This is a genomic window from Nocardioides sp. (genome assembly GCA_037045645.1).
Classification (GTDB): domain Bacteria; phylum Actinomycetota; class Actinomycetes; order Propionibacteriales; family Nocardioidaceae; genus Nocardioides.
In genome coordinates this window covers 669,340-693,364 of sequence record JBAOIH010000001.1, presented here as the reverse complement: position 1 = coordinate 693,364, position 24,025 = coordinate 669,340, and the positions used below count along the sequence as shown (strand labels likewise).

The window sequence follows — 24,025 nt, the reverse complement described above, 5'->3', positions numbered from 1 at the left end:
TCACATTCCGGCGAAGAGATCGGGCTCGAATCCCTCGTCGTCGACCGGCCCTGGGGTGCCCTTGACCAGGCGATAGAACTCGTCTGACCACCACGAGTGTCCCGACTCCGCACCTTGGAAGAAGGGTCCGTCTGCCTGCACCTGAGTCCGATGCTTGGCCAGCGCCTCCATCTTGCGCCCCACGGTCGCGGCGCCGTCGATGCGTGCGTTGATCAACTCGTCCGGTGTCACGAACGGCGGCAGCTTGCCGTCGGGTTCCATGCCCTTGAAGGTCTCGGTGTCACCGGACTCGCGAAGCTGGCGCAGGCTCTCGCGCATCCGGCCCTCACTCATCGCAGTCCAATAGATCTTGGCGATGTCATGCGGCTCGCCGAGGTCGAGACGGTACGAGGGGGCGGCAGCGAGCAGTGCGCCGTACATCGCGACCCGGTGCGCCTGAATGTGGTCGGGGTGGCCGTAGCCGCCGAACTGGTCGTACGTCACCAGCACCTGCGGCTTGATCTCGCGGATCACCTTCACCAACTCGTCGGCGGCCTCGGTGAGGTCGGCGTGCCAGAACGCGTTGTCGGCGTGAACCTCACCGGCCACGGCGTGGCCGTCCTCGTGCCAGGCCATGCCGGAGTCGTGGAAGCGCCCGAAGCCGCCCAGGAATCGGTGGTCGGTGACGCCGAGGACCGCCATCGCCTCGGCCAACTCGTCCTTGCGGTGCTCGCCCAGTCCGCCGTCCTGCTCGTACGCCAGGTGTGCCAGGTCGGGGACCAGCACCTCACCCATCTCTCCTGCCGTGCAGGTGACCAGCGTGACGTCGATGCCCGCGTCGACGTACTTGGCCATGGTGGCGCCGTTGTTGATCGACTCGTCGTCGGGGTGGGCGTGGACGAGGAGCAGTCGCTTGTCAGACACGGCCGTCACTCTAAAGGCCGGCGCTTGATCCGCTGAGGGGCGGTGGGGAGGGTCAGCGCAGTCGCGGGCTGCTCGGGCTCCCCTGTGTCGAGCCACCCGTCGTACTCGTCGACCAGCATCTCCAGGACGAACTCCGGAGCGTCGGTGAGGACGGCCCACGGATGGCCCTCGTCGTCGTCCTCTCCGGCCAGGCGCTCCTGGGCGACCTCGGCGCAGTACCCGTCCGTACGCAGTCGAGCCGCCACCCTCTGGGCGTCGTCGGGGTCGAAGAAGATGCCGCGCACGAGCGCGACGTTAGCGCGACATCCCTCGCCGGGGAGCGCGTTAGCCTGCTCGCCGTGACCACTTCCGGCCTGCATCTGGAGCGCACCGACGAGAATGTCGACGAGATCGCCGCGCTCGCTGGTCTGCTGGGTGGCGCCGCCGGTCTCGACGAGGTGCTCGACAACCTCAAGTACCGGGCGCGCCGAGCGGTCGTCCCACGCCGGATCGGGCGCGCGGTGAGTCGGGCGTACGCCTTCGACCGCTATGACCAGCGGGACGAGTCGTGGTGGCCCCAAGGCATCACGAACTCCTCGGAGGCCAGCGACCCCGAGGTGATCGCGCTGGATCGCAATGTGGTGGTCCTGACCTGGTATTCGAAGGCGAAGATGGGTTCGCGGGTGACCTTCTTGGACCTCGACACGCTGCGCTATCGCCACGTGCTGCTGGTGGAGCCGATCCTCGGCAAGGACAAGAGGTTGCGCCTGGAACCCGTACGCATCCACGCCGGAGGGATCGTGTGGTGCGGTCCCTATCTGCACATCGCCGCGACCTCGCGCGGGTTCGTGACCTGCCGGGTGGACGACATCATGCGAGTCGACAACGACAACGAGGTGCCGGAGAAGTTCGGGATCCTCGACAACGGCCGCGTTGCGTCCTATGGCCACCACTTCGTGTTGCCGGTGCGTTTTCGCTACAAGGCGGTGTCGCACGACAAGCGCGAGCAACTGCGCTATTCGTTCCTGTCGTTGGATCGCAGCGCCGAGCCGCCGGTGATCGTCGCCGGGGAGTACGGCCGGGGCAGGCAGTCGACCCGACTGGCGCGATTCCACCTCGATGCCTCGACTCGACTCCTGGAGACGGGTGAGGACGGTTTCTCACGACCGATCGCGATCGACGAGAGCGGCATCCGGCAGATGCAGGGGGCCGTGCTCGTCGGGGGGCAGTATTACGTCAGCGTCTCGCGCGGGCCTTGGGCTCCGGGCTCGATGTTCGTCGGATCCGGCACGCGGATGCGGGAGCATCTCTTCGCGACTCCGATGGGGCCCGAGGATCTGTCGTACTGGCCCGAGACCGACACCTTGTGGTCGGTCAGTGAGCACCCTCGTCGGCGCTGGGTCTATGCGATGAAGCGGCGCCGTTTGGAGCGCCAACGCTGGCTGGACAAGCAGGGTTGGGTACGCGATCTGCCGCTGCATCTGGAGCGGTCCTGGAAGCGGCTGATCAAGGGGCGCTTCGGGCGTCGCGGGTGACGCTGCCCCGACTCAACGGGGCTGCTTGGCCAGCTGCCGACTCTGGGCGACCAGTCGCCCGGTCGAGTCCCAGACCTCGCAGTCCTCCTCGAAGAGACCGCCCGCGACGTTGTGCGTGGTGATCTTGACCTTGAGCCAGCCGGGCGCGGGCTCTGCGCGTACGTGCGCGGTGAGCCTCCATCGTCGGGGCCCAACCCATCATGCCGAGGTCGAAGGTCACCGGCGGAAGTGCGTCGACCACGAGCAGCAGCGAGAGTGGATCGGGTTCGCGCTCGTCGTGGAGACGGAACCAGCCCTGCAGCAGGCCGCGCCCGCTCGGCGCTCCCAACGCCCAGCCGACGGTGTCGGGGTCGAGGCGAAGGTCGAAGCGATTCATGATCTCCGGCACCACCGCGCCGGGCGCGTCACCCGGGCCGAGACACTTCTCCAAAGGCGGCAGGTCGGGCTCGACGGCGGTGGTGCGGACGTCGTCGGGCAGCACGTCGAGGCGGCCATAGGTCGCCAACAGGGTGATCCGGGTGTGGCCCTCCTGGACCAGATCGGCGGCCAACGTGGCGGTGCCCTTGCCGTCGCGCACCACTCGGGTCGAGATCGTCGCCTCGCCGCCCAGGGTGGGGCCGAGGTAGTAGGCCGACACGACCAACGGGTCCGGCTTGTCGGTGACCTCTCGCAGAACCCGCCCGAGCAGGGCCAGCAGATAGCCACCGTTGACGGCCTCGCCGATGGCCCAGCCCGCACTGATCTGCGCGGTGAAGGTGGTGTTGTCGACGCGGGTGATGGCGGTGTCGCGGTCGAATTCAGCTGTCACGCGTCGCAGCGTAGTCAGCGCTGTTCAGGCGATGGCGAGCGCCTGGGCGGCCCGCGCCAGATCATCCACGCCACGCGCGAGTTCGTCCGGCCGGTCGGTGGCGAGGTCGAGGTGGAAGCCGTAGAGCGCCGAGTCCACGAGGGTCACGATGCGATGGACGCGCCGCGGCGGTGCGCCACTGCGGCGCAGGTACGACGCCAGCGCCTCGGTCCAGCGCGCATTGGACTCCCTCGCCAGCGTGCGGTGGGGTTCGGTGCCGATCAGGCCGGTTGCGGCGGCCTGGAGATAGACGTCCTGGCAGCGCCGCAGCGGGTCTTTCTGGAAGGCCGCCCAGAGCCGGTTGACTGCCGAACGTACGGATGGTGCGGCCGGCATCGCGTCCAACGCGGCAGTCCCCTGGTCGCCGATTCTGGCGACGACTGCGGCGACGAGGGAATCACGCGACTCGAAGTGATAGATCAGCATCCGGTCGCTGGTGCCGATCTCCGCGGCGAGAGGTCGCAAGGTCAACCCGATCAGGCCGTGCTGGAGCACGTACGCCACCGAGGCGTCCAAGATCTCGTCGCGACGACTCACACTCGCAACGTAGCAGATGCTACATTTCTGCACTGATGTAGCGACCGCTACAAATGAACTCGAGGAGAACCTGTCATGAGCGCCGCCCTGCTGCTCGCTGTTGCGATCGCCGTGGAGGTGGTGGCGACCGCGCTCCTGCCCCGCGCGGAGGGCTTCACCAACCCTGGTTGGACTGCGGTGGTCGTCGCGGGCTACGCCGTGTCGATCTGGCTGCTGACACTGGTCGTCCGCACCATCCCGGTGTCCACGACGTACGCCATCTGGTCTGGCCTGGGCACCGCACTCGTGGCGGTGATCGGCGTGTTGGCGCTCGGCGAGCAGATGTCGGCGTGGAAGGCCGCGTCGCTGGGGCTGATCGTGGCAGGGGTGATCGGCCTCAACCTGGTAGGTGCGCACTGAGCGGTGGTGGTTTCGAGACGGGTGCCTTCAGCACCCTCCGCAACCACCGGGTCGCGCACGCGGGCTAGCGGCCGGAGACCCAGCCGGCGATGCGTGGCCGCCCCTGGCGCCACCCGACGCGCGCGGCATAGAGGGCGCGCACGCCCTGGTAGCGCTTCCAGTGGTGATCCCACTTGGTCTCCTTGGGACCGCGGCACGGCTCGGGGCGGCGATGACACGTCCACGCGTGGAAGAACAGTCGCGGTTGCTTCTTCCCCGGGATCTCGACGAGATCAGCACCGCCTGGACCGCATAGCCCCGAGGTGCGCTTCTCCAGCAGGATGCCGGACTGGACGACCGACCAATCGACCAGCGACGGCGACCTGATCCAGTCCGTGCGGTACTCACACTTGGTCCAGTCGCCCCGCGACACCAACATCACGAAGTCGCGAGGGCGACGGATGATGTGGGGATTCTCGAAGACTCCGTCGACGCGGAAGAGTTCCTGGCTGATCAACCCTTTGCGTACGTGCAGGCCGTCGTCGGACAGCGGCACGATCCGGATCGACGAGGGGATCCGGTCGGTCTTGTAGAGCAGGTACGGCATGCCGTCGAGGTCGGTGAAGTGACTCGGGTCGATCACACCGGCCCGCGGAAGGCTGACGTCCACCGGCTCCATGGTGTCTTCCGCACGCGGGGTGTCGGCGTACTCCGGACACACCAGCGGTCGTCCGCCGACCGGTCGGAAGCGATCGCGCGGCCGTGCGGCTACCGCCACGCCGATGCACCGGCCGTACTCGACGATCCCGTCGACCGGCGCCGCGTAGTACATCACCCACTGACCGCCAGCGCGTACGACATCGACGGCCCACACGCCGCCCTCGCTGGACCAATCGGGCAGGCGCGTGAGCGCCGGACCATTGCGCTGCCAGCGGCCACGCTCACTCGTCGCCCACGCGGCCGGGGTCAACTCGCCGGTCGCGAAACCGACCAGGCCCGAGCCGGTCGCCACGACCGCCGGATCGGGGAAGTTCTCGTTGAGGATCGGCCGCGGAGGCTCGGGCTTGGCCACTGCCGGGCCCGCGGTCCAGACCAGAGCGCCCACCAGCAGACCGACCAATCCCCATCCGCCGCGCCTGTCCACGCGGCGGATGGTAGGCGGTGGTCAGCCGCGAAGCTGCTTCACCGCGCCGGTCAGCGCCTCGAGTTGATCCAGGGCGGTCTTCAGTTCGCCCTCACGGCGCTCGCTCGGCGCGAAGCCGTTCTCGCCGAAGTCGGTGAACACCGAGAGCTCGAGTTGGGCCCGGGTGGCCTGCATCATCGCGTTGGCCACGATCTGGCGCCAGTGCTCGACGGAGCGGACACCGGACGCGGCGCCGTACCCCACGAACGTGATCGCCTTGTGGTTCCACTCGGGATAGAGCACGTCGACGGCGTTCTTGAGGGCTGCCGGGACTCCGTGGTTGTACTCCGGGGTGACGAAGACGAAGCCGTCGTAGGAGTCGATGACCTTGCTCCACTCGCGCGTCTTCGGGTTCTCGTACTCCCGGTTCGCGGCACCGGGGACCGTGGGTTCGTTGAGCAGGTCGAGCTCGAAGTCGGCGAGCTCGAGCAGGTCGTAGGTCGCCTGACCACCGCGGGCATCGGCCTGCTCCTTGACCCAGGCGCCAACGGCTGAGCCAGCACGGCCCGGGCGGGTGCTGCCGACGATGATCGCGATCTTCATGCTTGCTCCTTCTTGGGTAGTCCAGTGCGAAATGGTCGTATTTTCGTGCCGAGGGCAACCATTTCGCACTGGACTATCGGGATTTGATTGAAGGCTCAACCACCCTCGATCCGGATTCATTCCACGGGGCGGTCGATCCAGAACGCGGTGTACGTCAGCCCGCTCGTCCGGTGTGGTCGGCGGGTCTCCCCCGCGACGCGGTAGCCCCACGCCTGGAGTTCGGGGACGAGCGACTCGTCGGCAGCCAGATTCTGCACGCCGATGATCAGCCTGCCGCCTGGCTCGACCGCGTGATCGAGGAGGTGTTGCAGCAGTTGGGCGCGGCGGTGCCGAGGTACGTATTCCAGGCCGGTCCGCACGAACGTGAAGCGACGTGACGGACGCCAGTGCAGGGCGTTGCCGACCACGAGGCGATCGGCCCACTCGGGATAGCGCGAGCGGGCCAACTCCACGAGGCGCTCGCTGATGTCGAGTCCGTAGGGCTCGAGATCGTGACCGTCCTCGCCCGACCAACGGCGTACGTCTGCCATCAGCAGCCCGTTGGCGCAGCCGATGTCGAGGAAGCTGCCGTCGCGATCGATCGCGTCGCACAGCAGTCTGCGACCGTGCTCCCAGGCCGCAGCGTCTCCACCCTTGCCCGACTGAGCGTGCGGGGTTTCTCCCGCCAAGTACGCGGGTTCGATCAGGTCCAGGATGCGCTGATGCCACTGTGCCTCGTCGATATCGCCGCGTTCGAGAGCCGCATCGATGCGTTCGAGGTCACGCCATCCCCGGTCGCGGTTGTCTCGCTCATCAGCGGGTTTGCGCGCGATGAAGACGAATTCCTTGCCCGCGCGGTCGGGCGCATCGCGTACGTCCACCAGGTCGAAGCCCGCCGCTTCGAGGGATGCCTCCACCTCGTCGCGGGTGCGAAAACGCAGCGTGGACTCGCTGCGCAACTTCGACCCGTCGGCGAAGGTGGTGTGCGCGGAGAAAGTGACCAGGGGTGGGCGTACGTCGGTCACCTCGTGCCAGGTCTCCACCCAGCCCTCGACCTCGTCATGCGCGCGGATGTGGGAGTTGTCGGGCGTCCAGTCGACCCAGGCGCGCTGGGCCGGGTCGCGGGTCTCGAAGACGAGATGACCTCCGGGTGCGAGGACTGCCGCTGCGCGGGTGAGGACCCTCTCCCACTCCTCGTCAGTCAAGAAGACCTGGGCGACATTGCCCGTCATGGTCACCACATCGAAGTCTTCGGCGACCGGCAACTGGGTCGCGTCGGCCTCGACCCAGCGCACCCTCTCGGCCCCTGGCTTAGCGCGTGCCACGTCGAGGCTCGCCGTAGCAGGATCGACGCCGGTGACGTCTAATCCGCGCTCGGCCAGCAGGAGTGCGAAGACCCCCGTGCCGCAGCCGACATCGAGCACCCGGCGGGCGCCGAACTCGTCGACGATCGCCAGGTAGTGGTCCAAGTCAGAGCGATCGGGATCGAAGAGGTCATAGAGGCGGGCGAGTCGGGGCTCGGAGAACACGAGATCGGGCACGGGTCCAGCCTGCCAGGTCATACGCTGCACCGGTGTCATCTGACCCACGCTCGACGCACCGCACTGAGGGTGCGCTGATCGCGCTGATCGCGGTGGTGCTGGTCGGGATCAACCTGCGCCCAGGCGCCGGGTCGATCGGCCCACTGCTGGAAGAGATCCGCGGCGGACTCGACATGGGCGCTTCGACCGCCGGTGTCCTCACCGGTCTGCCCGGCCTGTGTTTCGGGCTGATCGGGGCGCTCGCGGTCGCGCTCTCTCGTCGGGTCGGACTGGGTGGCGGCATCGCCCTGGGCGTGGTCGCCATCGTCACCGGTCTGATCGCTCGCGCTGTCACCGAGTCGATCACCGGCTTCCTGCTGCTCAGCGTGCTCGCCCTCGGCGGGATGGCGATCGGCAACGTGCTGGTCCCGGCCTGGATCAAGCAGCACGGCGGTCAGGCGCAGGTGATGCTCGCGACCGTCTACGGCACCTGCCTGATCGTCGGCGGGACGCTGTCGCCCTGGTTGACGCCGTTGGTGGAGCAGTCGCGTGGGTGGCGGGAGGCGCTGGGCGCCTGGGGCGTGTTCGCGGTGCTGGCACTGCCGTTGTGGCTGCTCTTCGCCTTCCGCGATCGCGCCGACCGCGCGGGACGCCCTGTCGTCGTACGTCCGTCGGGCCGGATCGCGCACTCCCCTACGGCACTGGCGATGACGCTCTTCTTCGGGATGCAGTCGATGTCCGGTTACGTACAACTGGGCTGGATGCCGCAGATCTATCGAGATGCCGGGCTGTCCGCGGCGTACGCCGGGGGCATGGTCGCGCTGCTCAATGCGGTGATGCTGATCGGCGGGCTGGTCATGCCCAGCGTGATCGCGCGGTCGGCGAACCTGAGCCCCCTCTTCCTGCTCTTCGGCACCCTGCTCGGGGTCTCCTGGCTCGGCCTGCTCGTGGCACCGGCCTCCGTGCCGTGGCTGTGGGCCGTGCTGATGGGGTTCTCAGGGTTCGCCTTCCCGACCGTGATCGCGCTGATCCCGGCGCGTACGCGTGACCCTGCAGTGACTGCGCAACTGTCCGGATTCGTGCAACCGATCGGCTACCTCTGTGCGGGGCTGGGACCGATCCTGATCGGCATCATCCACGAGGCGACCGGGGACTGGACACTCGTCCTGATCCTGCTCGCAGCCACCGCGATCCCGTTCACCTGGGCGGGCATGCGAGTTGCCCAGCCGGTGTTCGTCGACGACGAGTTGGCGGCTCAGGCGCGGTCGTAGGCGGTCGGGTGGTGCGGTTGATAGAGCAGTACGTCGTCCGCGCCAGGGACCTGCACCATCACGCCGCGGCCGAAGCCCATCTCCATCGGCTCCCCGCTGAGCTGCGCACCTCGCGACGCGATGTCGCCGATCGTGGCGTCGAGGTCGTCGCACATCAGCGACACCGAGTGGTGCCGAGGCGCGGACCACTCCTCTCCGCCGTGCTCGGATCGGGTCGGGTGCACGCCCAACTCCGACGGACCGGTCGTGAAGATCAGCCAGTCGGAGTCGCCGTCGTCGGCCACGAAGGGCCACTGCAGCACGTCTTTGAAGAAGGCGCGGGTCGCGGGGGCATCGTCGGAGTAGATGAGCAGGTGCAGCGCAGTGATCATCTCGCCAGTGTGACGTAGTTCAGTGGGCGAAGTGCCGCGTCCCGGTGAAATACATCGTTACCCCGGCGGTCTCGCAGGCGGCGACGGTGAGCTCGTCGCGTACGGATCCTCCGGGCTGCACGATCGCCTTGACCCCCGCGTCGAGCAGGATCTGCGGGCCGTCCTCGAAGGGGAAGAACGCATCGGAGGCAGCCACTGAGCCCGCGGCCCGCTCCCCGGCTCGGGCCACCGCCAGGCGGCAGGAGTCGACTCGGTTGACCTGGCCCATGCCGATGCCCACGGACGCGCCGTCGGCGGCAAGCAGGATCGCGTTGGACTTGACCGAACGGCAGGCCGTCCACGCGAACGCCAGGTCCGCCAGCACCTCCGACGACGCCGCAGCGCCCGCCGCCAGCGTCCAGGTCGACGGATCGTCACCGTCGGCGTCCACGCGGTCCACCGACTGCACGAGCAGTCCGCCTGAGACCGCGCGCAACTCGCGATCAGCGGGGGCGGGCGCGGCGACAAGCACGCGGACGTTCTTCTTCTGGGTCAGCACATCGAGCGCGCCCTCCTCGTACGCCGGGGCGACGATCACCTCGGTGAACACCTCCGCCACGGCGCGCGCCATCTCCACCGACACAGGACGATTGGCCGCGATCACACCACCGAAGGCCGAGGTCGGGTCGCAGGCGTGTGCGCGCTGGTGCGCCTCGGCGATGGTCTCGCCGATGGCGATGCCACAAGGGTTGGCGTGCTTGATGATCGCCACCGCGGGCTGGTCGAAGTCGTACGCCGCCCGCAGGGCTGCATCGGTGTCGACGTAGTTGTTGTGCGACATCTCCTTGCCGTGCAGTTGGGTCGCGGCAGCCAGTCCCGTCCCGGAGCCGTCCACGTAGAGGGCCGACTGCTGGTGGGGGTTCTCGCCATAGCGCAGGTCGGCGGACTTGGCGTACGTGTGCGCGACGGTCGCGGGGGCGCCCTCGACCGGCGCGATGACCTCGGCCATCCAGGCGGAGACCGCCGCGTCGTACGCCGCCGTGTGCCCGAAGGCGGCTGCTGCCAGGTGCCGGCGTTGCTCCAACGTGTAGCCACCCGCATCCACGGCGGCGAGCAGGTCGGCGTACTGATCTGGCGACGTGACGATCGCGACGCTGGGGTGGTTCTTGGCCGCGGCGCGCACCATCGACGGGCCGCCGATGTCGATCTGCTCGACGCACTCGTCGGGAGTCGCGCCGGACGCGACCGTCTCGCGGAACGGGTAGAGATTGGAGACCACCAGGTCGAAGGGCTCGATGTCGAGGTCCGCCAGTTGTGCGACGTGGCTCTCTAGGCGCCGGTCGGCCAGGATCCCGGCATGCACACGAGGGTGCAGGGTCTTCACGCGACCATCGAGGCACTCCGGGAAGCCGGTCAGGTCCTCCACCTTCGTCACCGGCAGACCGAGACCTGCGATCAGCGCGGCCGAGCCACCGGTCGAGACGAGCGCGACCCCGCGTTCGTGCAGGGCGGTGACCAAGGCCTCCAGACCGGTCTTGTCATAGACGCTGACGAGCGCGCGCTTGATCGGGATCTGGGGTGACGTCACGACGGTCCTCTCGGGTGGCGAGAGGAGCACCCAGGCGGACGATGCTCCGGCGTTCACTCCCTGGTGGTGACCCACCCGCGCCAGTCGTGTGACGCCAAGGCTAACCGACCTCAGGCCGGTGGGCGGCCATGGGCCACCAGACGTCCGCTGCGGTCGCCCGCGTTCGTCCAGTCGTCGAGTTCGACGACCGCCAGGCACGACGTCGGCATCTCGACCCACTGCCCGGTGAGCGCGTGGATCAACTCCTCCACCGCGGGGTTGTGCCCGACCAAGGCGGCGGACCGCACGTCGCGCAGGGTTCGTACGACCGCCACCAGGTCGGACCCGTCGAAGGTGTAGACCTCCTCGACATCTCGCCGGTCAACCTCCGGGTCGCCGGCCAGTTGCCACGTCTGCTGCGCACGGGTCGCAGGTGAGACGAGCGCGACCTCGAGCACCGGGCCGTGCGTACGCAGCCACTCGCCGGCCTCCCGCGCCTGTCGTACGCCCCGCTTGGCGAGCGGTCGCAGTCGATCTGAGGCCTGCACGTCCCAATCGGATTTGGCGTGGCGCAAGACCACCAGCGTGACGCTCATCCCCCGATGCTCACGCGTCGGCCCTCGACCGTCCAGCCCTCCCGCGCCATCCGCCCGACGGTGTCGACGAGCATCGCGCGCTCGGCCACCTTGATCCGTTCGTGCAGGGACTCGACGTCGTCGTCGGGCAGCACCGCGACCGGGACCTGCGCGACGATGGCGCCGGTGTCGACACCCGAGTCGACCACGAAGAGGGTGGCACCGGTGATCTTGACGGCGTACGCCAACGCGTCGGCGGGGGCGTGCATCCCGGGGAAGGACGGCGACAGCGCCGGGTGGGTGTTGACGCTGGGATGCGTGGCCAGGAACCGCGGCCCGAGGAGTTTCATGAAGCCCGCCGAGACGACCAGGTCGGGGGCGTGCGCGGCCACCGCCGAGGTGAGGGCCGTGTCCCAGTCGTCGCGAGACGGATGGGCGCTGACCCGCTCTACGAAGGTGGGGACGCCATTTCGTTGTGCCCGGGCGAGCCCCTCGATCTGGTCACGGTCAGCTCCCACTGCGACGACCTGCGCTCCGTAGGAGGGGTCGGCGCAAGCGTCGAGAAGAGCCTGCAGGTTGGTCCCCGAACCGGAGACGAGGACGACGATCCGCACGGCGGGCAGCGTACGTCAGGCGTCGGAGCGCGCGAGCGAGCGGCGCTGCCACCAGGTGAGGGCCACGCCACCGATCAGGCCGCCGAGACCGAAGGACGTGATCGCGTGCAGGAGCGCGTCGAAGAGGAAGGGGCCGACCTGTTGCATCCGACCCGGGCCGACCGAGCCGCCGGCGAGCATCAGCAACGCCACCACCACGACGCCTGCGGCGACACCGGCGCCGAGTCCACGCACGATGCCTTCCTCCCAGCGCACCGTGGGAAAGCGACGTTGAGTGACCCCGACCGCGCAGGCAGCCACCAGCACAGGCACAGCGATCAGGGCCGACGACCAGACGGGGACCTCGCCCGAACCGGGCACGGCCGCGAGCAACGGGAAGAGCGGGAGGGCACCGACCACGACGCCCGAGGGAGCCACCGTCGTACCCACCCCGACCGCGAACCCGCCGCCGAGCAGATAGGAACCCGCGCACAGCACCGCGTTGGGGACCAGCACGAGGGTCAGCCCGAGATAGGCGACGACTCCGCCCTTGTTGAGTTGCAGTTGCGAGATCACGTTGACGAAGGTGCCCGCGTTGAGAGCCAGCGCCGCCACCAGCAGCGCCAACGCGGTGCCACAGAACCACAGCACCACCCGACGCGTCGCCAACGCCGCCGGCACGACCGCGGATGGCAACTGCGAGGCCCAGATCGCGGCACGCCCTGATCCTGCGGCCACCGCGGGAAACACCAGTACCCCGGTGAGCACGAGCAACGCGAGCAGCACGCGCAGCAGGGAGGCACCCGAGTCGGCCAGCAGCGCCTGCGTGACGAGCAGGACCGCGCCATAGCCGGTGGCGAAACCCCCTGTGGCCACGGGAACGGTCCAGTCGCGCTCTCCGTCTGCGAGCCGGTCCGCATCCGGTCCATGACCCGAGAGGGCGTCGCCGACACGGTGCGCGACCTTCCACACCACGATCGCACACAACAACGTGACCAGCAGGGGCACCATGGTCACCGACACGCGCTCGATCGTGACTGCTGAGCGATGTGCGCTGAGCCAGCCCAAGGCACCGATGCGCAGACCGTCGCGGGGGGCGCCGTGAGCGCCCGAATCGGCCAGGAACCAGCCCAGCATGCCGACTGTGAGACTGCCCGCCAGCGTGATCATCGCAGCCACGAGTCCGCCGCCGACCGCGATGAGCGGCAGCGGGCGCGTAGGCGCGGGACTCTCGTCCATGTTCGTCGGGGAAGACGTGATCAGCGAAACCATGACCCTGTCATCATCACCGACCCTCCGAACGGCCAGGAGTTCCCACGCCGACGCACCCCCCACACGGCGGTTGTGCTCGCCGGCCCAAGACCGCGTAATTTGGGGGCGCTATGCCCGAGACCCTCGCCTTCGACGCGTTCTACAAGGACGCCCGCGACCGACTGCTGTTGCAGACCTTCGCGCTCACCGGCGACCTGCCGGCCGCGCGCGCAGCAGTCCGCGATGCGTTCATCTTGTCGTGGCATCACTGGCGCAAGGTCTCGCGACTCGCCGACCCCGAGACCGACGTACGCCCCCGGGCCTGGACGTTGGCCCAGCGCCGCGCGAACGCGCGGGTCTGGCACAAGGAGAAGGGGCTCGCGCCCGAGAACGCCGCGACGTTGGACGCCCTGGCCAAGCTCACCGCGCCACAACGCCGGATGCTGTTGCTGACCGTGCTCGCACCCGGCACCTTGGCCGAGCACGCACGCGAAGTGGGCCTCTCCGAGGAAGCGGGAGCGACCGCGCTTCAGCAGGCCAACGCACAATTCTCCGTACGCCGCGACATCCCCACCGTGTCGATCCCCGCCACGTTGGAAGCGCTGGGCTCCGAACTCACCCAGGACCGCTGGGCGCGTGGTTCGATCATCCGCCGCGCCGGCACCGCCCGGCGACGGGCCCATACGGTCCTGGGCGCTGCCGCCGCAGTCACGGCGCTGGTCGCCAGCGGAATCGTCGTCGGGCAGGGAGACGTACGCCCCGCACTCGCTGCCGCCGACCAGACCACGACGCAGGTCTCGGCCGACAAGGCACCCGAGGTTCCGGACGCCCTGGTCGCTGCCGATCTCGTACGCACCAAGGACGCGCGTCGCCTCGACAAGAGCCGGACCTGGAAGGCACGCGCGACCTCGGGCAACACCGACGGCGACGGCCTGGTGCTGCCCTGCCAGCAGCAGCGGTACGCCGACCCCGATCCGGCCAGCGCGCTGCTTCGCACGATCACGGCCAAGTCGGTCAAGCGCAAGCCGGACATCCGCGTGCGCCAACTCGCCGAACTCTCGGCCTCGGACACGACCGCTCAGCAGGCACTCAAGCAGGCCAGGCGTTGGGTCTCGCAGTGCCGTGACCCGCGTATGCAACTCTTGGGCACGTACGACCTTGCGGGAGTCGGCGACGACGCCGCTGCGTTCGTGCTGCGCAGTTGGCGCCCGGCGCTGACCACCGAGGTAGTGGCGATGGCTCGCACCGGCCGGATCACCAGCATCGTCACGACCCGGCGAGCCGGGGTCGGACGCGACCTGGACGCGACGGTCCGACTGCTCAGCGGCTCGATCACCCGCGCCTGCAAAGCCAAGGGGGGTGGCGCGTGCGGCACCGGCGCGCACCTCGTCGGACGTAGGCCCTACCCCGTGGGCAGCACGCCCGCTCTGCTGAGCGGAAATCGACCTGCCGGCCGTTTCGAAGGTGCAGCGTCCGTGGGTCGGCACCGAGCCACGTCAGGCCAAGGCGAACTTCGCGGCCAGTGGCTGCGCGCGAGCGCCGTTCAACCTCGAGACGATGTCTCGACAGGTGACCCGATCGTTCCTGGTGCCACGAGCGAAACTGCCCGCGACGTTCGGCATCACCCAGACCGCGGGGGCACTTGCGACCGCCGAGGCACGCCAGTGGGTGCGCGACGTTCGCAAACGTCTGGCCACGTGCGTCGACAAGCGCCTGGGCACTACCGCGACGCCACTGCGTGCCGAGGAGTCCGCCGCCCGGGACCTGCTGGTCTGGCGGATCACCACGGAGGTCACCGAGGAACGCAGCGTGAGCTATCTGATGGCGCTGGTGCGTCAGGGCACCGCCGTTACCCAGATCGGTTTCATCCCCGCACCCGGCGTCGGCATGTCCGATCTCGACTTCGTCAACGTCGCCCGGCGCGGTCAGGAGCGCCTCAGCGCCCTGCCGAGCCCCAAGAAGGTCAAGCAGCAATCAGGACACCAGCCCGGCAAGAAGGGCTGACTCGCCGGCCTTCTTACCGAGTCCGCTGATCTTTCGGGATTCTCTCGCTGGTCCGACGCAACCCGATGCTGCGGTGCGGCGTATCCAGGGCACGCCGGTCTCCGGCCAGGATGAACTTCACACGACTGAGAGGGCGTCGCGATGGAAGCCGCGGAGTTCGACGCGTGGTACGCCGGGTCCTACCCACGGCTGACCCGCCAGCTCTACGCCATGATCGGTGACCGCGTCGAGGCACAAGACTGCGTCCAGGAGGCGTTCGTACGAGCCTGGGCGCACCGGTCACAGTTGCAGTCGGACGGCAACCCCGACGCCTGGATCCGTACGACCGCCCATCGACTCGCGATCTCACGCTGGCGCCGGATGAGGCTTGGGCGCCGCGCTCCCGACCGAGCCTTGGCTCCGGAATCGAGCGCACACCCCGTCTCGGAAGTCCGCGTCGCCGTCGTGGATGCGCTGAAGCAACTGCCCTTCGCGCAACGCCAGGCGATCGTGCTGCATCACCTCGCCGACCTTCCGGTCGCGCAGGTCGCCGCCGAGGTCGGTGCCCCCGAGGGGACCGTCAAGGCTCGACTCTCACGAGGCCGCACCGCGCTTGCCGCCCTGCTCGACGAAGGAGCACACCATGCCTGAGCACCTGCCGCACCTCGACTCACTGCGCGACGTGCCCGTGGCGCAGCCGCTCGACGCGGCCGACGTACGCCGCCTGGGCACCCGACACCGAAGGCGCCGCAACGCCATCGCGGTCGGAGCCGGTGCCGCGGTCGTCGCCGCGATCGCGGGCGGCTCCATCCTGCTCGCCTCGAACGGGACCGATTCCCATCGCCCCCTCGACCCGGCTTCGCGTACGACAGCCTCGACGACCCCGACCGGCGGGACAGAACGCCTCCTGGAGGACGGCGTCCTGGTCTCTCCCGACGCCATGTCCGAGGACGGCCTCGACTCCGGTGTCGTACCGCTGTCCGGTTGGAAGGTGGTCGCCAACAAGACGACCCTGGATTGTCAGCCGTCCGAAGATGTCGCTCGGCTGCTGCGAGCTCAAGACCTTGCGAGCCAGACGGTCGCGACGACGGCTCAAGGCAGCAAGGTGCCGTTTGCCGAGGTGCGGGAGACGGTGTTGCTCTTCAAGGACAAGGCTGCGGCGGAGATCGCCTTCAGCACCGCTGGGCTGTGGGTGACCGAGTGCACCCGGCCGCACGGCGGTGGCAATCAAAGTCCTGATGACTCCCAGGCGTTCGACATCGGGAGCACCAGCTTCGACGGCTGGACGATCGGTGGCTGGTCGCAACCGTCGGGAGACTGCCAGAACTGCGATGCCGGCTGGTGGACCCGACAGATCGTGGTGCAGAAGGGCGACCGTGTGCTGTTGTGGCAGTACGGCATGCCCGGCGGCGGACCGAACGGTCCGGATGCCAACGCCAGCGCTCTCAGCCCCGTGATAGCTGCGGCGGCGTTCGGTGAAGACCGCGAGGCGATCAGCCCCCAGGAGGAGGCTGCTGCCCTCTTCTGGAGTTCTGACCCTGTCGAGTCCGAGCTCGTCGGCCAAGGTGACGTACCCGATCTGGACCTGCTGGCCGGCATCCCCGACAACTCCGGTGATGGTGGCGGCTTGGAGGGGCCGGCCGGTGATCTCGTCGGGGTCGACCGGACCCTGCTGTGTGGCGAGCCGCTGATCCCTGCCGAGGGCCTGACCGGGCGCTTGGTGGGCAGCGGGCATGGGCCGGAGTGGTCGCAGACCCGACAGGTGATCTCGTACGACTCGGCGGAGCGCGCCGCGCAGGTGCTCGCACAATTGCGCGAGCGGCTGGCCACGTGTCCCTCCCAGACTCCTCCCGCGGGCGTCGACATGGGCTGGACGAAACTGCTGTGGACCGTGCTCGACTCCGACACCGGCTATGACTCGACCACTTTCGGGCAGTCGTTCGAGGGCGCCATGGGTGGCGAGGTCTTCCAGTTCACCCGCCGCGGGCGCGGCATCTTGATCACGGCCGCCTCGGGAGAGTACGCACCTGGACCGTTGTCCGCAGACGCGGCCGAGGGGCTCACCTCGGTGACAGCCGACCTGATCCCCGGGCTGTGCGGCTTCACCCAGGCCGGCTGCTGACCTGTCGCATCTGCTCGCCAAGACAGCGCCGACCTGTCGCTAATGCACTTTTCATCCACAGGGGAGTGCGCAAACGCGACAGGTCGGCGGGGTCTCGCGGAGCAAACGCGACAGGTCGAGGCCTGTCGGCGGAACAAACGCGACAGGTCAGAGGGACTCGAGGATCTCCCGCATCAGCTGCGCGGTCTCGGACGGAGTCTTGCCGACCTTGACGCCCGCAGCTTCGAGGGCCTCCTTCTTGGCCTGCGCGGTGCCCGAGGATCCCGACACGATGGCGCCGGCGTGGCCCATCGTCTTGCCCTCGGGGGCGGTGAAGCCCGCGACATAGCCGACCACCGGCTTGGTCACGTGCTCCTTGATGTACGCCGCCGCGCGCTCCTCTGCGTCGCCGCCGATCTCGCCGATCATCACGATCGCCTTGGTCTCGGGGTCCTTCTCGAACGCCTCGAGCGCGTCGATGTGCGTGGTGCCGATGATCGGGTCTCCCCCGATGCCGATCGCGGTGGTGAAACCGTGGTCCTTGAGCTCGTACATCATCTGGTAGGTCAGCGTGCCGGACTTCGACACCAGACCGACCGGGCCCTTGCCCGCGATCGTGTGCGGCGTGATGCCGGCCAGCGACTCCTCGGGCGTGATGATGCCCGGGCAGTTGGGGCCGATCATCCGGGTCGCCCCAGTGTTATTGGGTCCGTCCAGGTACGCCACGACCTCGGCGGTGTCCTGCACCGGCACACCTTCGGTGATCACGACCAGAAGCGGGATCTCGGCGTCGATGGCCTCCAGGCAGGCATCCTTGGTGAAAGCGGGAGGTACGAACGCGACCGACACGTTGGCGCCCGTCGCGGTCATGGCTTCGGCAACGGTGCCGAAGACGGGCAGTTCCTTGCCCCCGAGTTCGACGGTGGTACCGGCTTTGCGCGCGTTGACACCACCGACGATGTTGGCGCCGGACTCGACCATCAGCGTGGTGTGCTTGGCACCCATGCCGCCGGTCATGCCCTGGACGATGATCTTGGAGTCCTTGTTGAGGTAGATAGACATCTTGTTCTAAGTCCTTATCGAAGCGTCTCGGGCGATCAGGCGTTGGCCAGTTCGGCGGCCTTGTCGGCGGCGCCGTCCATGGTGTCGACCATGGTCACCAGCGGGTGGTTGGCGTCGGCGAGGATGCGTCGGCCCTCTTCGACGTTGTTGCCGTCGAGTCGTACGACCAACGGCTTGGTCGCTTCGTCGCCCAAGATGCCCAGGGCACCCACGATGCCGTTGGCGACCTCGTCACACGCGGTGATGCCGCCGAAGACGTTGACGAACACGCTCTTGACGTCGGGGTCGTTGAGGATCACGTCGAGGCCGTCGGCCATCACCTGCGCGTTGGCGCCACCGCCGATGTCGAGGAAGTTGGCGGGCTTGACGCCGCCGTGGTTCTCCCCTGCGTACGCCACCACGTCGAGCGTGCTCATCACCAGACCGGCGCCGTTGCCGATGATCCCGACCTGGCCGTCGAGCTTGACGTAGTTGAGGCCCTTATCCTTGGCCTTGGCCTCCAGCGGGTCGGCCTCCTCGCGGATCTCGAACTGCTCGTGATCGGGGTGGCGGACCTCCGAGGCGTTGTCGTCGAGCGACACCTTGCCGTCGAGCGCCTCGAGCTTGTCGCCCTCCAACCGGGCCAGCGGGTTGACCTCGACGAGGGTGGCGTCCTCCTCGACGTACACCTTCCACAACTGCTGGGCCATCTCGATGGCCTGGTCGCGCAACTCTGCGGGGAACTTGGCCTCGTCGACGATCGCGGCGGCCTTCTCGGGTGTCACGCCCTCAAGGGCGTTGATGTCGATCTTCCGGACGGCCTCGGGGTTGGTCTTGGCGACCTCCTCGATCTCGACGCCACCCTCGACCGAGACGATGCACAGGTGCGAGCGGTTGGAGCGATCGAGCAGATAGGAGAAGTAGTACTCCTCCACCGGCGGGGTGGCCGGCGTGACCAGGACGCGGTTGACCGTCAGACCCTTGATCTCCATGCCGAGGATGTTGCTGGCGTACTCGAATGCCTCGTCGGGCGTCTTCGCGATCTTCACGCCGCCCGCCTTGCCGCGGCCACCGGCCTTGACCTGGGCCTTGACGACGGTGACGCCGCCGAACTGCTCAGCGGCGGCCTTGGCCTCGTCGGCGGTCTCGACGACCGTGCCGAGCGTGGTGGTCACGCCGTGCTTGGCGAAGAGCTCCTTCGCCTGAAACTCCATCAGATCCACTGATCAGTCCTTCTGTTGGGTGTAGTTGAGCGGGCCGTACGACCATCGCGGGGTCCCCAGAGCCTTGCGGGGCGCGACCTGGCCAGGTCCTCTCCGCACCCTAGTCGTTAGCGCCGGGGGTGCTCACCCCTGTTCGGCATGAGATCTGACACGCGTACGGTTCGGTGCGCCGAACGGTCGAAACGCGAACTCGGGACACGTCTTCCCCGCGTGGGGCAGCGGAATTGTGGAGAACGCGTGCGGACGGCTGAACGCTGTTGGCATGATGCGGTCGCCCCACGATTTCGGCCATGCGTAACCGTTCCGTTATCGTTCCGAAGTCGCTGGGCCTCGGGGCAGACCTCCAAGGGCGGTCTTTCCCCTCGGGCGAGCCAGGCAAACTTCTGGGAAGGGAATCGGATTTATGGGTGACCACCGCGCGCCGCGCACGTCTCGCCGTGCCATTGCGCAGGTGTCTCCGACCGAGAACCCCCACCTCTCGACGCAGCCGACGGCCGGCAAGCGCCGCGCCGCCAAACCGCCGCGTCGCGCGCTGCGACTGTTGCCGTCCGGCCCGCTCGTGGCGGGTGTGGCGACGTTGGCCGTCGCCGCCTTCGGTGCCACCACAGCGGTCGAGGCAGCCGAGATCACACCGGCACCGATGGAGTTCGCCTACACGCCCGCCGGCGCGTTGAGCGGAACCACGACAACGATGTCGAGCGACGTGCTCTCCGGCAGGGGCGCACAGGTCAGCCGGTCCTCCTCCTCGCGCGGCAGTGGCGCCTCAGCCGGTCTGCTGAAGCAGGCCGAGACCGCACTCAAGGAGCGCAACAGCGCGCTTGCGCAGGTCGACCAGAAGGTGCAGAGCCGCGCTCAGGACATCTTGGAGAACGCCTGGGTGATGCCGCTGAGCGGCTACCGCATCAGTGCCACGTTCGGTGCGGCCAGTTATCTCTGGTCTCGGGTGCACACCGGTCAGGACCTCGCGGCTCCGATCGGAACGCCGATCCACGCGATCGCGAACGGCACCATCACCGAGACCGGCTATGCCGGCTCTTATGGCAACCGCACCATCCTCACCCTCGACGACGGCACCGAGATCTGGTTCTGTCACCAGACCTCGATCTACGTCAACGTCGGCGAGCGCGTGAACGGTGGCGACGTGATCGGCACCGTGGGGAGCACCGGCAACTCCACCGGTCCCCACCTGCACCTCGAGGTGCGCCCCGGCGCGGGTGACCCCGTCGACCCTGTCGGCGCGTTCGCGCAGCACGGCCTGGCGTTCTGAGCGATCTCGACGGGGGCTCGATTCGACTCAGGTCGGGGCGACGACAGGGCTCAGAGTTGACGACGGGGCTCAGAGCTTCTGCACCGGCGCGTAGCGCAACAGCAGGCGCTTGACTCCCTCGGAGCCGAAGTCGATCGAGGCGACGGCCTTCTCCGCCGCACCCTCCAGCGCGACCACCGTGCCCATCCCGAACGAGTCGTGCAGCACCCTGTCCCCCGGCTCGAGAGAGGGTACGTCGCGCGCGGGCTTCGACTTCGAGGCGGCATCCGCACGCGCCGCGGCGGCGGTGAAGTTGCGCCGACCCGCCGCCGTCGGGCTGCCCATGCCGCTGGCCGCAGGGGACGAGGACGACCAGTCGGGGCGACTCCATCTGGTCTGAGCTTGTGCGGTGCGCCGCCAGTCCACCAACTCCGCCGGGATCTCGTCGAGAAAACGCGAGGCCGGGTTGTGGGCCGGGGTGCCCCAGGCCGAACGCATCAGCGCCCGCGAGACATAGAGCCGCTGTTGGGCGCGGGTAAGGCCGACGTACGCCAGCCGCCGCTCCTCCTCCAACTCAGGCTGATCGCCCAAGGAACGCGAGTGCGGGAAGACGCCGTCCTCCAACCCGGTCAAGAACACGACCGGAAACTCCAACCCCTTCGCGGTGTGCAGCGTCATCAAGGTGACGACTCCCCCGTCGTCCTCGTCGGGAGCGTCGGGGATCTGGTCGGAGTCGGCGACGAGCGCTACCCGCTCCAAGAAGTCGGCGAGCCCCGGCGCGACCTGGCCGGCGTCCACATCCGCCGGGTCTGCCGACGGCCCGGCCACCGGATCGTCGCTGAACTCGCGGGCCACCGCGACGAGTTCGGCGAGGTTTTCGGCCCGGGTGCCGTCCTGGGGGTCGTCGGAGTTCTCCAACTCGGCCAGATAGCCGGTGCGGTCGAGCACCGACTCCAAGATCACGTCGGCGCGTTCGCCAGCGTCCACCATCGACTGCAACTCCTGGACCAGCCCGACAAAGCCGACGATGTTGCGCAACGATCGGGTCGCCAACCCAGGTGCCTCGTCTGCTCGCTGGAGCGCGTCCCAGAAGGTGATCCGCTCGCGTTCGGCGAGCGCCTGCACGCAGGCCTCGGCCCGATCACCGATGCCGCGCTTGGGCGTGTTGAGCACGCGCCGCAAGGAGATCTCGTCGGCGGGATTGACCAGCATCCGCAGGTAGGCCAGCGCGTCACGCACCTCTCGCCGCTCATAGAAGCGGACACCTCCGACCACTTTGTAGGGCTGACCGGTGCGGATGAACACCTCTTCGAACGCACGCGATTGTGCGTTGGTCCGATAGAAGACCGCGACCTCACCGGCGCGGGCATGTGCGCCATCGGTCAACCGATCGATCTCGTCGGAGACGAAGCGCGCCTCGTCATAGCCGTCGTCGGCGACATAGCCGACCACCGCCGCCCCGGGGCCCTGATCGGTCCACAGGCGCTTGGGTTTGCGCGATTCGTTGCGGGTGATCACCGCGTTGGCCGCGTCGAGGATCGTCTGAGTCGAGCGGTAGTTCTGCTCCAACAAGATGGTGGTGGCCTGCGGGAAGTCCTGCTCGAAGTCGAGGATGTTGCGGATGTTGGCACCACGGAAGGCATAGATCGACTGGTCGGCGTCGCCGACAACCATGAGTTCGCTGGGAGCAACCCGATCGTGGTCGTCCCCGGTCTCCTCCATGGAGTCCGCGCAGAGTTGGTGGATCAGGGCGTACTGCGCGTGGTTGGTGTCTTGGTATTCGTCGACCAACACGTGCCGAAAGCGCCGGCGATAGGTCTCACGCACCTCCGGGAACTGCTGGAAGATCCGCACCGTCAACATGATCAGGTCGTCGAAATCCAGCGCGTTCGCTTCGCGCAACCGTCGTTGATAGGAGGCGTACGCCCGTGCGTACGCCTCCTCGAAGGAGTTGCGGGTGTCCTTGGCGGCATCGTCGGCGTCGCGCAGATCGTTCTTGTGATCGGAGACCCAGTGCAGCACGGCGGCCGGTTGATATCGCTTGGGATCGAGTTCGAGATCGCCGAGCACCAGGCTCATCAACCGTTTGGAGTCCGCGGCGTCATAGATCGAGAAGTTGGACTTGAAGCCGAGCTTGTCGATCTCTTTGCGCAGGATGCGTACGCAGGCCGAGTGGAAGGTCGACACCCACATGATCCGGGCGCGCTTGCCGACGAGGTCCTCGACGCGTTCCTTCATCTCTGCGGCGGCCTTGTTGGTGAAGGTGATCGCCAGGATCGAGCCGGGGTGGGCACGCCGCTGCGAGACCAGCCACGCGATGCGGCGCGTGAGGACGCGGGTCTTGCCTGACCCTGCTCCCGCGACCACCAGCAGTGGCGCCCCCTCGTGCACGACCGCGGCGCGTTGTGGCTCGTTGAGCCCGTCGAGCAATTCCTCCTGCGAAGGTCCGCGACGCTCGGTGCGCGGGGTCGGATCGGCCTGGAATTCTGGAAGCGGGAGGGTGTCGCTCATGTCGGCCCTACCCTAGTCGGCGGCACCGACACCGCAGGGTCGAGGAAGGCTCACCAGAAGACGGCGACGCCCATATTCAGCAGGGTCAGACCGAGCAGACCCCAGAAGAGCCCGTTGGGGATGCGCTCCTTGCGCATGTTGACCATCGTCAGCACGAAGACGATCAGCGCGACCGTGAACTTCACGCCGATCTTGGCGTGGTTGACGTCGGCGTCCTTGTCGGCCTCCAACACCCCGACGATCAGGATGCCGGCGACGAACGCCGTGGCGATCCCGTCGCGCATGATCGGGAGCACCCGCTTGATCGGCTCACGCACCTGAACCAGCAATCCGCCCAGCAGGGCTGCGAAACCGATGAAGTGCAGGAGGACCAAAGCGGACTTGAGGATCGTCATGCGGCGCAGGCTACCCACCCCAGGCAAGAGAAGAGGAAACGCCGATCAGGCCTTCTTCTTGCGCTGGCGTGGAGCGGGGCGTACGACCAGCACCGGGCACGGCGCATAGTGCTGCACTCGCTGGGCGGTGGAGCCCATCAGCACCGTGTCGCTGAGCCCGCGTCCACCCGCCGCAATCACGATCAGCCCTGCGTTGAGCTGCTTGGCGGCCTTGATGAGTTCGTTGGCCGGCGACCCCCCGCGGATCCTGGTGTGCACCTTGGGACCCCAATCGGAGAACTCCTCGGCGATCCGCTCCGTCGCGCTCTGCGCCGCCTTGCGAAACGACAACTCTGCCGAGGTCGTCTTCCCCGAGGTTGAGATGTCGTCGGCGAAGGCAACCGCGGAGTAGGGGCGTACGACCGCGATCACCGAGATGTCGCTGACCTTCTCGGGATCGACGAAGCTCTTGAACGTACGCGCGGCAGTCAGCGACTGCTTGGAACCGTCGGTGGCGATGATGACGTGCACGGGT

24 protein-coding genes, 1 pseudogene and 1 riboswitch are annotated in these 24,025 nt (G+C 68.1%); of the genes and pseudogenes, 7 read left to right on the top strand and 18 right to left on the bottom strand.

The genetic code is table 11. The features are described 5' to 3' along the window. Together mshB and V9G04_03355 are read right to left on the bottom strand one after the other, a co-directional pair. The gene (gene mshB, locus V9G04_03360) at window positions 1–903 is read right to left on the bottom strand and encodes an N-acetyl-1-D-myo-inositol-2-amino-2-deoxy-alpha-D-glucopyranoside deacetylase (GenBank protein ID MEI2712342.1); all 903 of its coding nucleotides are present in this window, start codon (window positions 901–903) and stop codon (window positions 1–3) included. Between the two features lie 5 nt (window positions 904–908). After that, the gene (locus V9G04_03355; protein ID MEI2712341.1) at window positions 909–1,187 is read right to left on the bottom strand and encodes a hypothetical protein; all 279 of its coding nucleotides are present in this window, start codon (window positions 1,185–1,187) and stop codon (window positions 909–911) included. A 54-nt stretch (window positions 1,188–1,241) separates the two neighbouring features. Here V9G04_03355 and V9G04_03350 point away from each other — a divergent pair, with 54 nt between their 5' ends. After that, window positions 1,242–2,417 (top strand): hypothetical protein, encoded by a 1,176-nt coding sequence (locus tag V9G04_03350; protein MEI2712340.1) that lies wholly within the window; start codon window positions 1,242–1,244, stop codon window positions 2,415–2,417. Window positions 2,418–2,429: 12 nt separating this feature from the next. Here the strand turns inward: V9G04_03350 and V9G04_03345 are convergent, their stop codons facing one another. The 3 genes and pseudogenes from V9G04_03345 to V9G04_03335 form a co-directional block, all read right to left on the bottom strand. Further along, entirely contained in the window at window positions 2,430–2,540 is a 111-nt protein-coding gene (locus V9G04_03345) for a hypothetical protein (GenBank protein MEI2712339.1), read from the bottom strand. Window positions 2,541–2,652: 112 nt separating this feature from the next. Further along, window positions 2,653–3,225: pseudogene (locus tag V9G04_03340) on the bottom strand (thioesterase family protein). A 24-nt stretch (window positions 3,226–3,249) separates the two neighbouring features. Next, the gene (locus tag V9G04_03335) at window positions 3,250–3,801 is read right to left on the bottom strand and encodes a TetR/AcrR family transcriptional regulator (protein ID MEI2712338.1); all 552 of its coding nucleotides are present in this window, start codon (window positions 3,799–3,801) and stop codon (window positions 3,250–3,252) included. A 75-nt stretch (window positions 3,802–3,876) separates the two neighbouring features. Here V9G04_03335 and V9G04_03330 point away from each other — a divergent pair, with 75 nt between their 5' ends. Next, window positions 3,877–4,200, top strand: coding sequence for a multidrug efflux SMR transporter (locus tag V9G04_03330; GenBank protein ID MEI2712337.1), 324 nt, complete (start codon window positions 3,877–3,879; stop codon window positions 4,198–4,200). Window positions 4,201–4,264: 64 nt separating this feature from the next. On the opposite strand, the gene V9G04_03325 is transcribed toward V9G04_03330, so the two are convergent. From V9G04_03325 to V9G04_03315, 3 genes are all read right to left on the bottom strand, one after another. Next, window positions 4,265–5,323 (bottom strand): family 43 glycosylhydrolase, encoded by a 1,059-nt coding sequence (locus V9G04_03325; GenBank protein ID MEI2712336.1) that lies wholly within the window; start codon window positions 5,321–5,323, stop codon window positions 4,265–4,267. A gap of 21 nt (window positions 5,324–5,344) precedes the next feature. Next, complete coding sequence (locus V9G04_03320) at window positions 5,345–5,905, bottom strand: NADPH-dependent FMN reductase (protein ID MEI2712335.1); 561 nt, start codon at window positions 5,903–5,905, stop codon at window positions 5,345–5,347. Between the two features lie 116 nt (window positions 5,906–6,021). After that, on the bottom strand, window positions 6,022–7,425 hold the full coding sequence (locus tag V9G04_03315) for a class I SAM-dependent methyltransferase (GenBank protein ID MEI2712334.1): 1,404 nt from the start codon (window positions 7,423–7,425) through the stop codon (window positions 6,022–6,024). 32 nt (window positions 7,426–7,457) lie between these two features. Between V9G04_03315 and V9G04_03310 the strand changes: the two genes are divergently transcribed. After that, window positions 7,458–8,675, top strand: coding sequence for an MFS transporter (locus V9G04_03310; protein ID MEI2712333.1), 1,218 nt, complete (start codon window positions 7,458–7,460; stop codon window positions 8,673–8,675). On the opposite strand, the gene V9G04_03305 is transcribed toward V9G04_03310, so the two are convergent. The 5 genes from V9G04_03305 to V9G04_03285 all read right to left on the bottom strand — a co-directional run bounded on the left by V9G04_03305 (window position 8,660) and on the right by V9G04_03285 (window position 13,032). Continuing rightward, a complete protein-coding gene (locus tag V9G04_03305) occupies window positions 8,660–9,046 on the bottom strand; it encodes a VOC family protein (GenBank protein MEI2712332.1) in 387 nt (128 codons plus the stop codon). The two genes, V9G04_03310 and V9G04_03305, sit on opposite strands and share 16 nt — an antisense overlap. A 19-nt stretch (window positions 9,047–9,065) precedes the next feature. Then, window positions 9,066–10,613, bottom strand: a complete 1,548-nt coding sequence (gene purH / locus V9G04_03300; GenBank protein ID MEI2712331.1) for a bifunctional phosphoribosylaminoimidazolecarboxamide formyltransferase/IMP cyclohydrolase — start codon at window positions 10,611–10,613, stop codon at window positions 9,066–9,068. Between the two features lie 21 nt (window positions 10,614–10,634). Beyond that, a riboswitch (ZMP/ZTP riboswitch) is annotated at window positions 10,635–10,711 on the bottom strand. A gap of 12 nt (window positions 10,712–10,723) precedes the next feature. After that, entirely contained in the window at window positions 10,724–11,188 is a 465-nt protein-coding gene (locus tag V9G04_03295) for a histidine phosphatase family protein (protein ID MEI2712330.1), read from the bottom strand. Beyond that, window positions 11,185–11,781, bottom strand: a complete 597-nt coding sequence (gene purN / locus V9G04_03290; GenBank protein MEI2712329.1) for a phosphoribosylglycinamide formyltransferase — start codon at window positions 11,779–11,781, stop codon at window positions 11,185–11,187. The genes V9G04_03295 and purN overlap by 4 nt, the downstream gene beginning before the upstream one ends. 15 nt (window positions 11,782–11,796) lie before the next feature. Then, window positions 11,797–13,032 (bottom strand): DUF6350 family protein, encoded by a 1,236-nt coding sequence (locus tag V9G04_03285; protein MEI2712328.1) that lies wholly within the window; start codon window positions 13,030–13,032, stop codon window positions 11,797–11,799. A gap of 110 nt (window positions 13,033–13,142) precedes the next feature. On the opposite strand from V9G04_03285, the gene V9G04_03280 reads away from it, so the two are divergent. The 3 genes from V9G04_03280 (at window position 13,143) to V9G04_03270 (ending at window position 17,116) form a co-directional block, all read left to right on the top strand. Continuing rightward, the gene (locus tag V9G04_03280) at window positions 13,143–15,044 is read left to right on the top strand and encodes a hypothetical protein (protein ID MEI2712327.1); all 1,902 of its coding nucleotides are present in this window, start codon (window positions 13,143–13,145) and stop codon (window positions 15,042–15,044) included. 112 nt (window positions 15,045–15,156) lie between these two features. Next, a complete protein-coding gene (locus V9G04_03275) occupies window positions 15,157–15,645 on the top strand; it encodes a SigE family RNA polymerase sigma factor (GenBank protein MEI2712326.1) in 489 nt (162 codons plus the stop codon). Further along, window positions 15,638–17,116 carry a hypothetical protein gene (locus tag V9G04_03270; GenBank protein MEI2712325.1) on the top strand — a complete coding sequence of 493 codons (1,479 nt, stop codon included), beginning with the start codon at window positions 15,638–15,640 and terminating at the stop codon, window positions 17,114–17,116. The genes V9G04_03275 and V9G04_03270 overlap by 8 nt, the downstream gene beginning before the upstream one ends. A gap of 147 nt (window positions 17,117–17,263) precedes the next feature. Here V9G04_03270 and sucD read toward each other — a convergent pair whose 3' ends face one another. Together sucD and sucC are read right to left on the bottom strand one after the other, a co-directional pair. After that, the gene (gene sucD, locus V9G04_03265) at window positions 17,264–18,157 is read right to left on the bottom strand and encodes a succinate--CoA ligase subunit alpha (protein ID MEI2712324.1); all 894 of its coding nucleotides are present in this window, start codon (window positions 18,155–18,157) and stop codon (window positions 17,264–17,266) included. A gap of 35 nt (window positions 18,158–18,192) precedes the next feature. Next, a complete protein-coding gene (gene sucC / locus V9G04_03260; protein ID MEI2712323.1) occupies window positions 18,193–19,359 on the bottom strand; it encodes an ADP-forming succinate--CoA ligase subunit beta in 1,167 nt (388 codons plus the stop codon). Window positions 19,360–19,810: 451 nt separating this feature from the next. Here sucC and V9G04_03255 point away from each other — a divergent pair, with 451 nt between their 5' ends. Next, window positions 19,811–20,626, top strand: coding sequence for a M23 family metallopeptidase (locus V9G04_03255; GenBank protein ID MEI2712322.1), 816 nt, complete (start codon window positions 19,811–19,813; stop codon window positions 20,624–20,626). Between the two features lie 69 nt (window positions 20,627–20,695). On the opposite strand, the gene pcrA is transcribed toward V9G04_03255, so the two are convergent. The 3 genes from pcrA to V9G04_03240 are packed head-to-tail and all read right to left on the bottom strand — an operon-like array spanning window position 20,696 to window position 24,021. Further along, a complete protein-coding gene (gene pcrA, locus V9G04_03250; protein ID MEI2712321.1) occupies window positions 20,696–23,116 on the bottom strand; it encodes a DNA helicase PcrA in 2,421 nt (806 codons plus the stop codon). 50 nt (window positions 23,117–23,166) lie between these two features. After that, on the bottom strand, window positions 23,167–23,511 hold the full coding sequence (locus V9G04_03245) for a hypothetical protein (protein ID MEI2712320.1): 345 nt from the start codon (window positions 23,509–23,511) through the stop codon (window positions 23,167–23,169). Window positions 23,512–23,556: 45 nt separating this feature from the next. Next, window positions 23,557–24,021 carry a universal stress protein gene (locus V9G04_03240; protein MEI2712319.1) on the bottom strand — a complete coding sequence of 155 codons (465 nt, stop codon included), beginning with the start codon at window positions 24,019–24,021 and terminating at the stop codon, window positions 23,557–23,559. Between the last annotated feature and the right edge of the window lie 4 nt (window positions 24,022–24,025).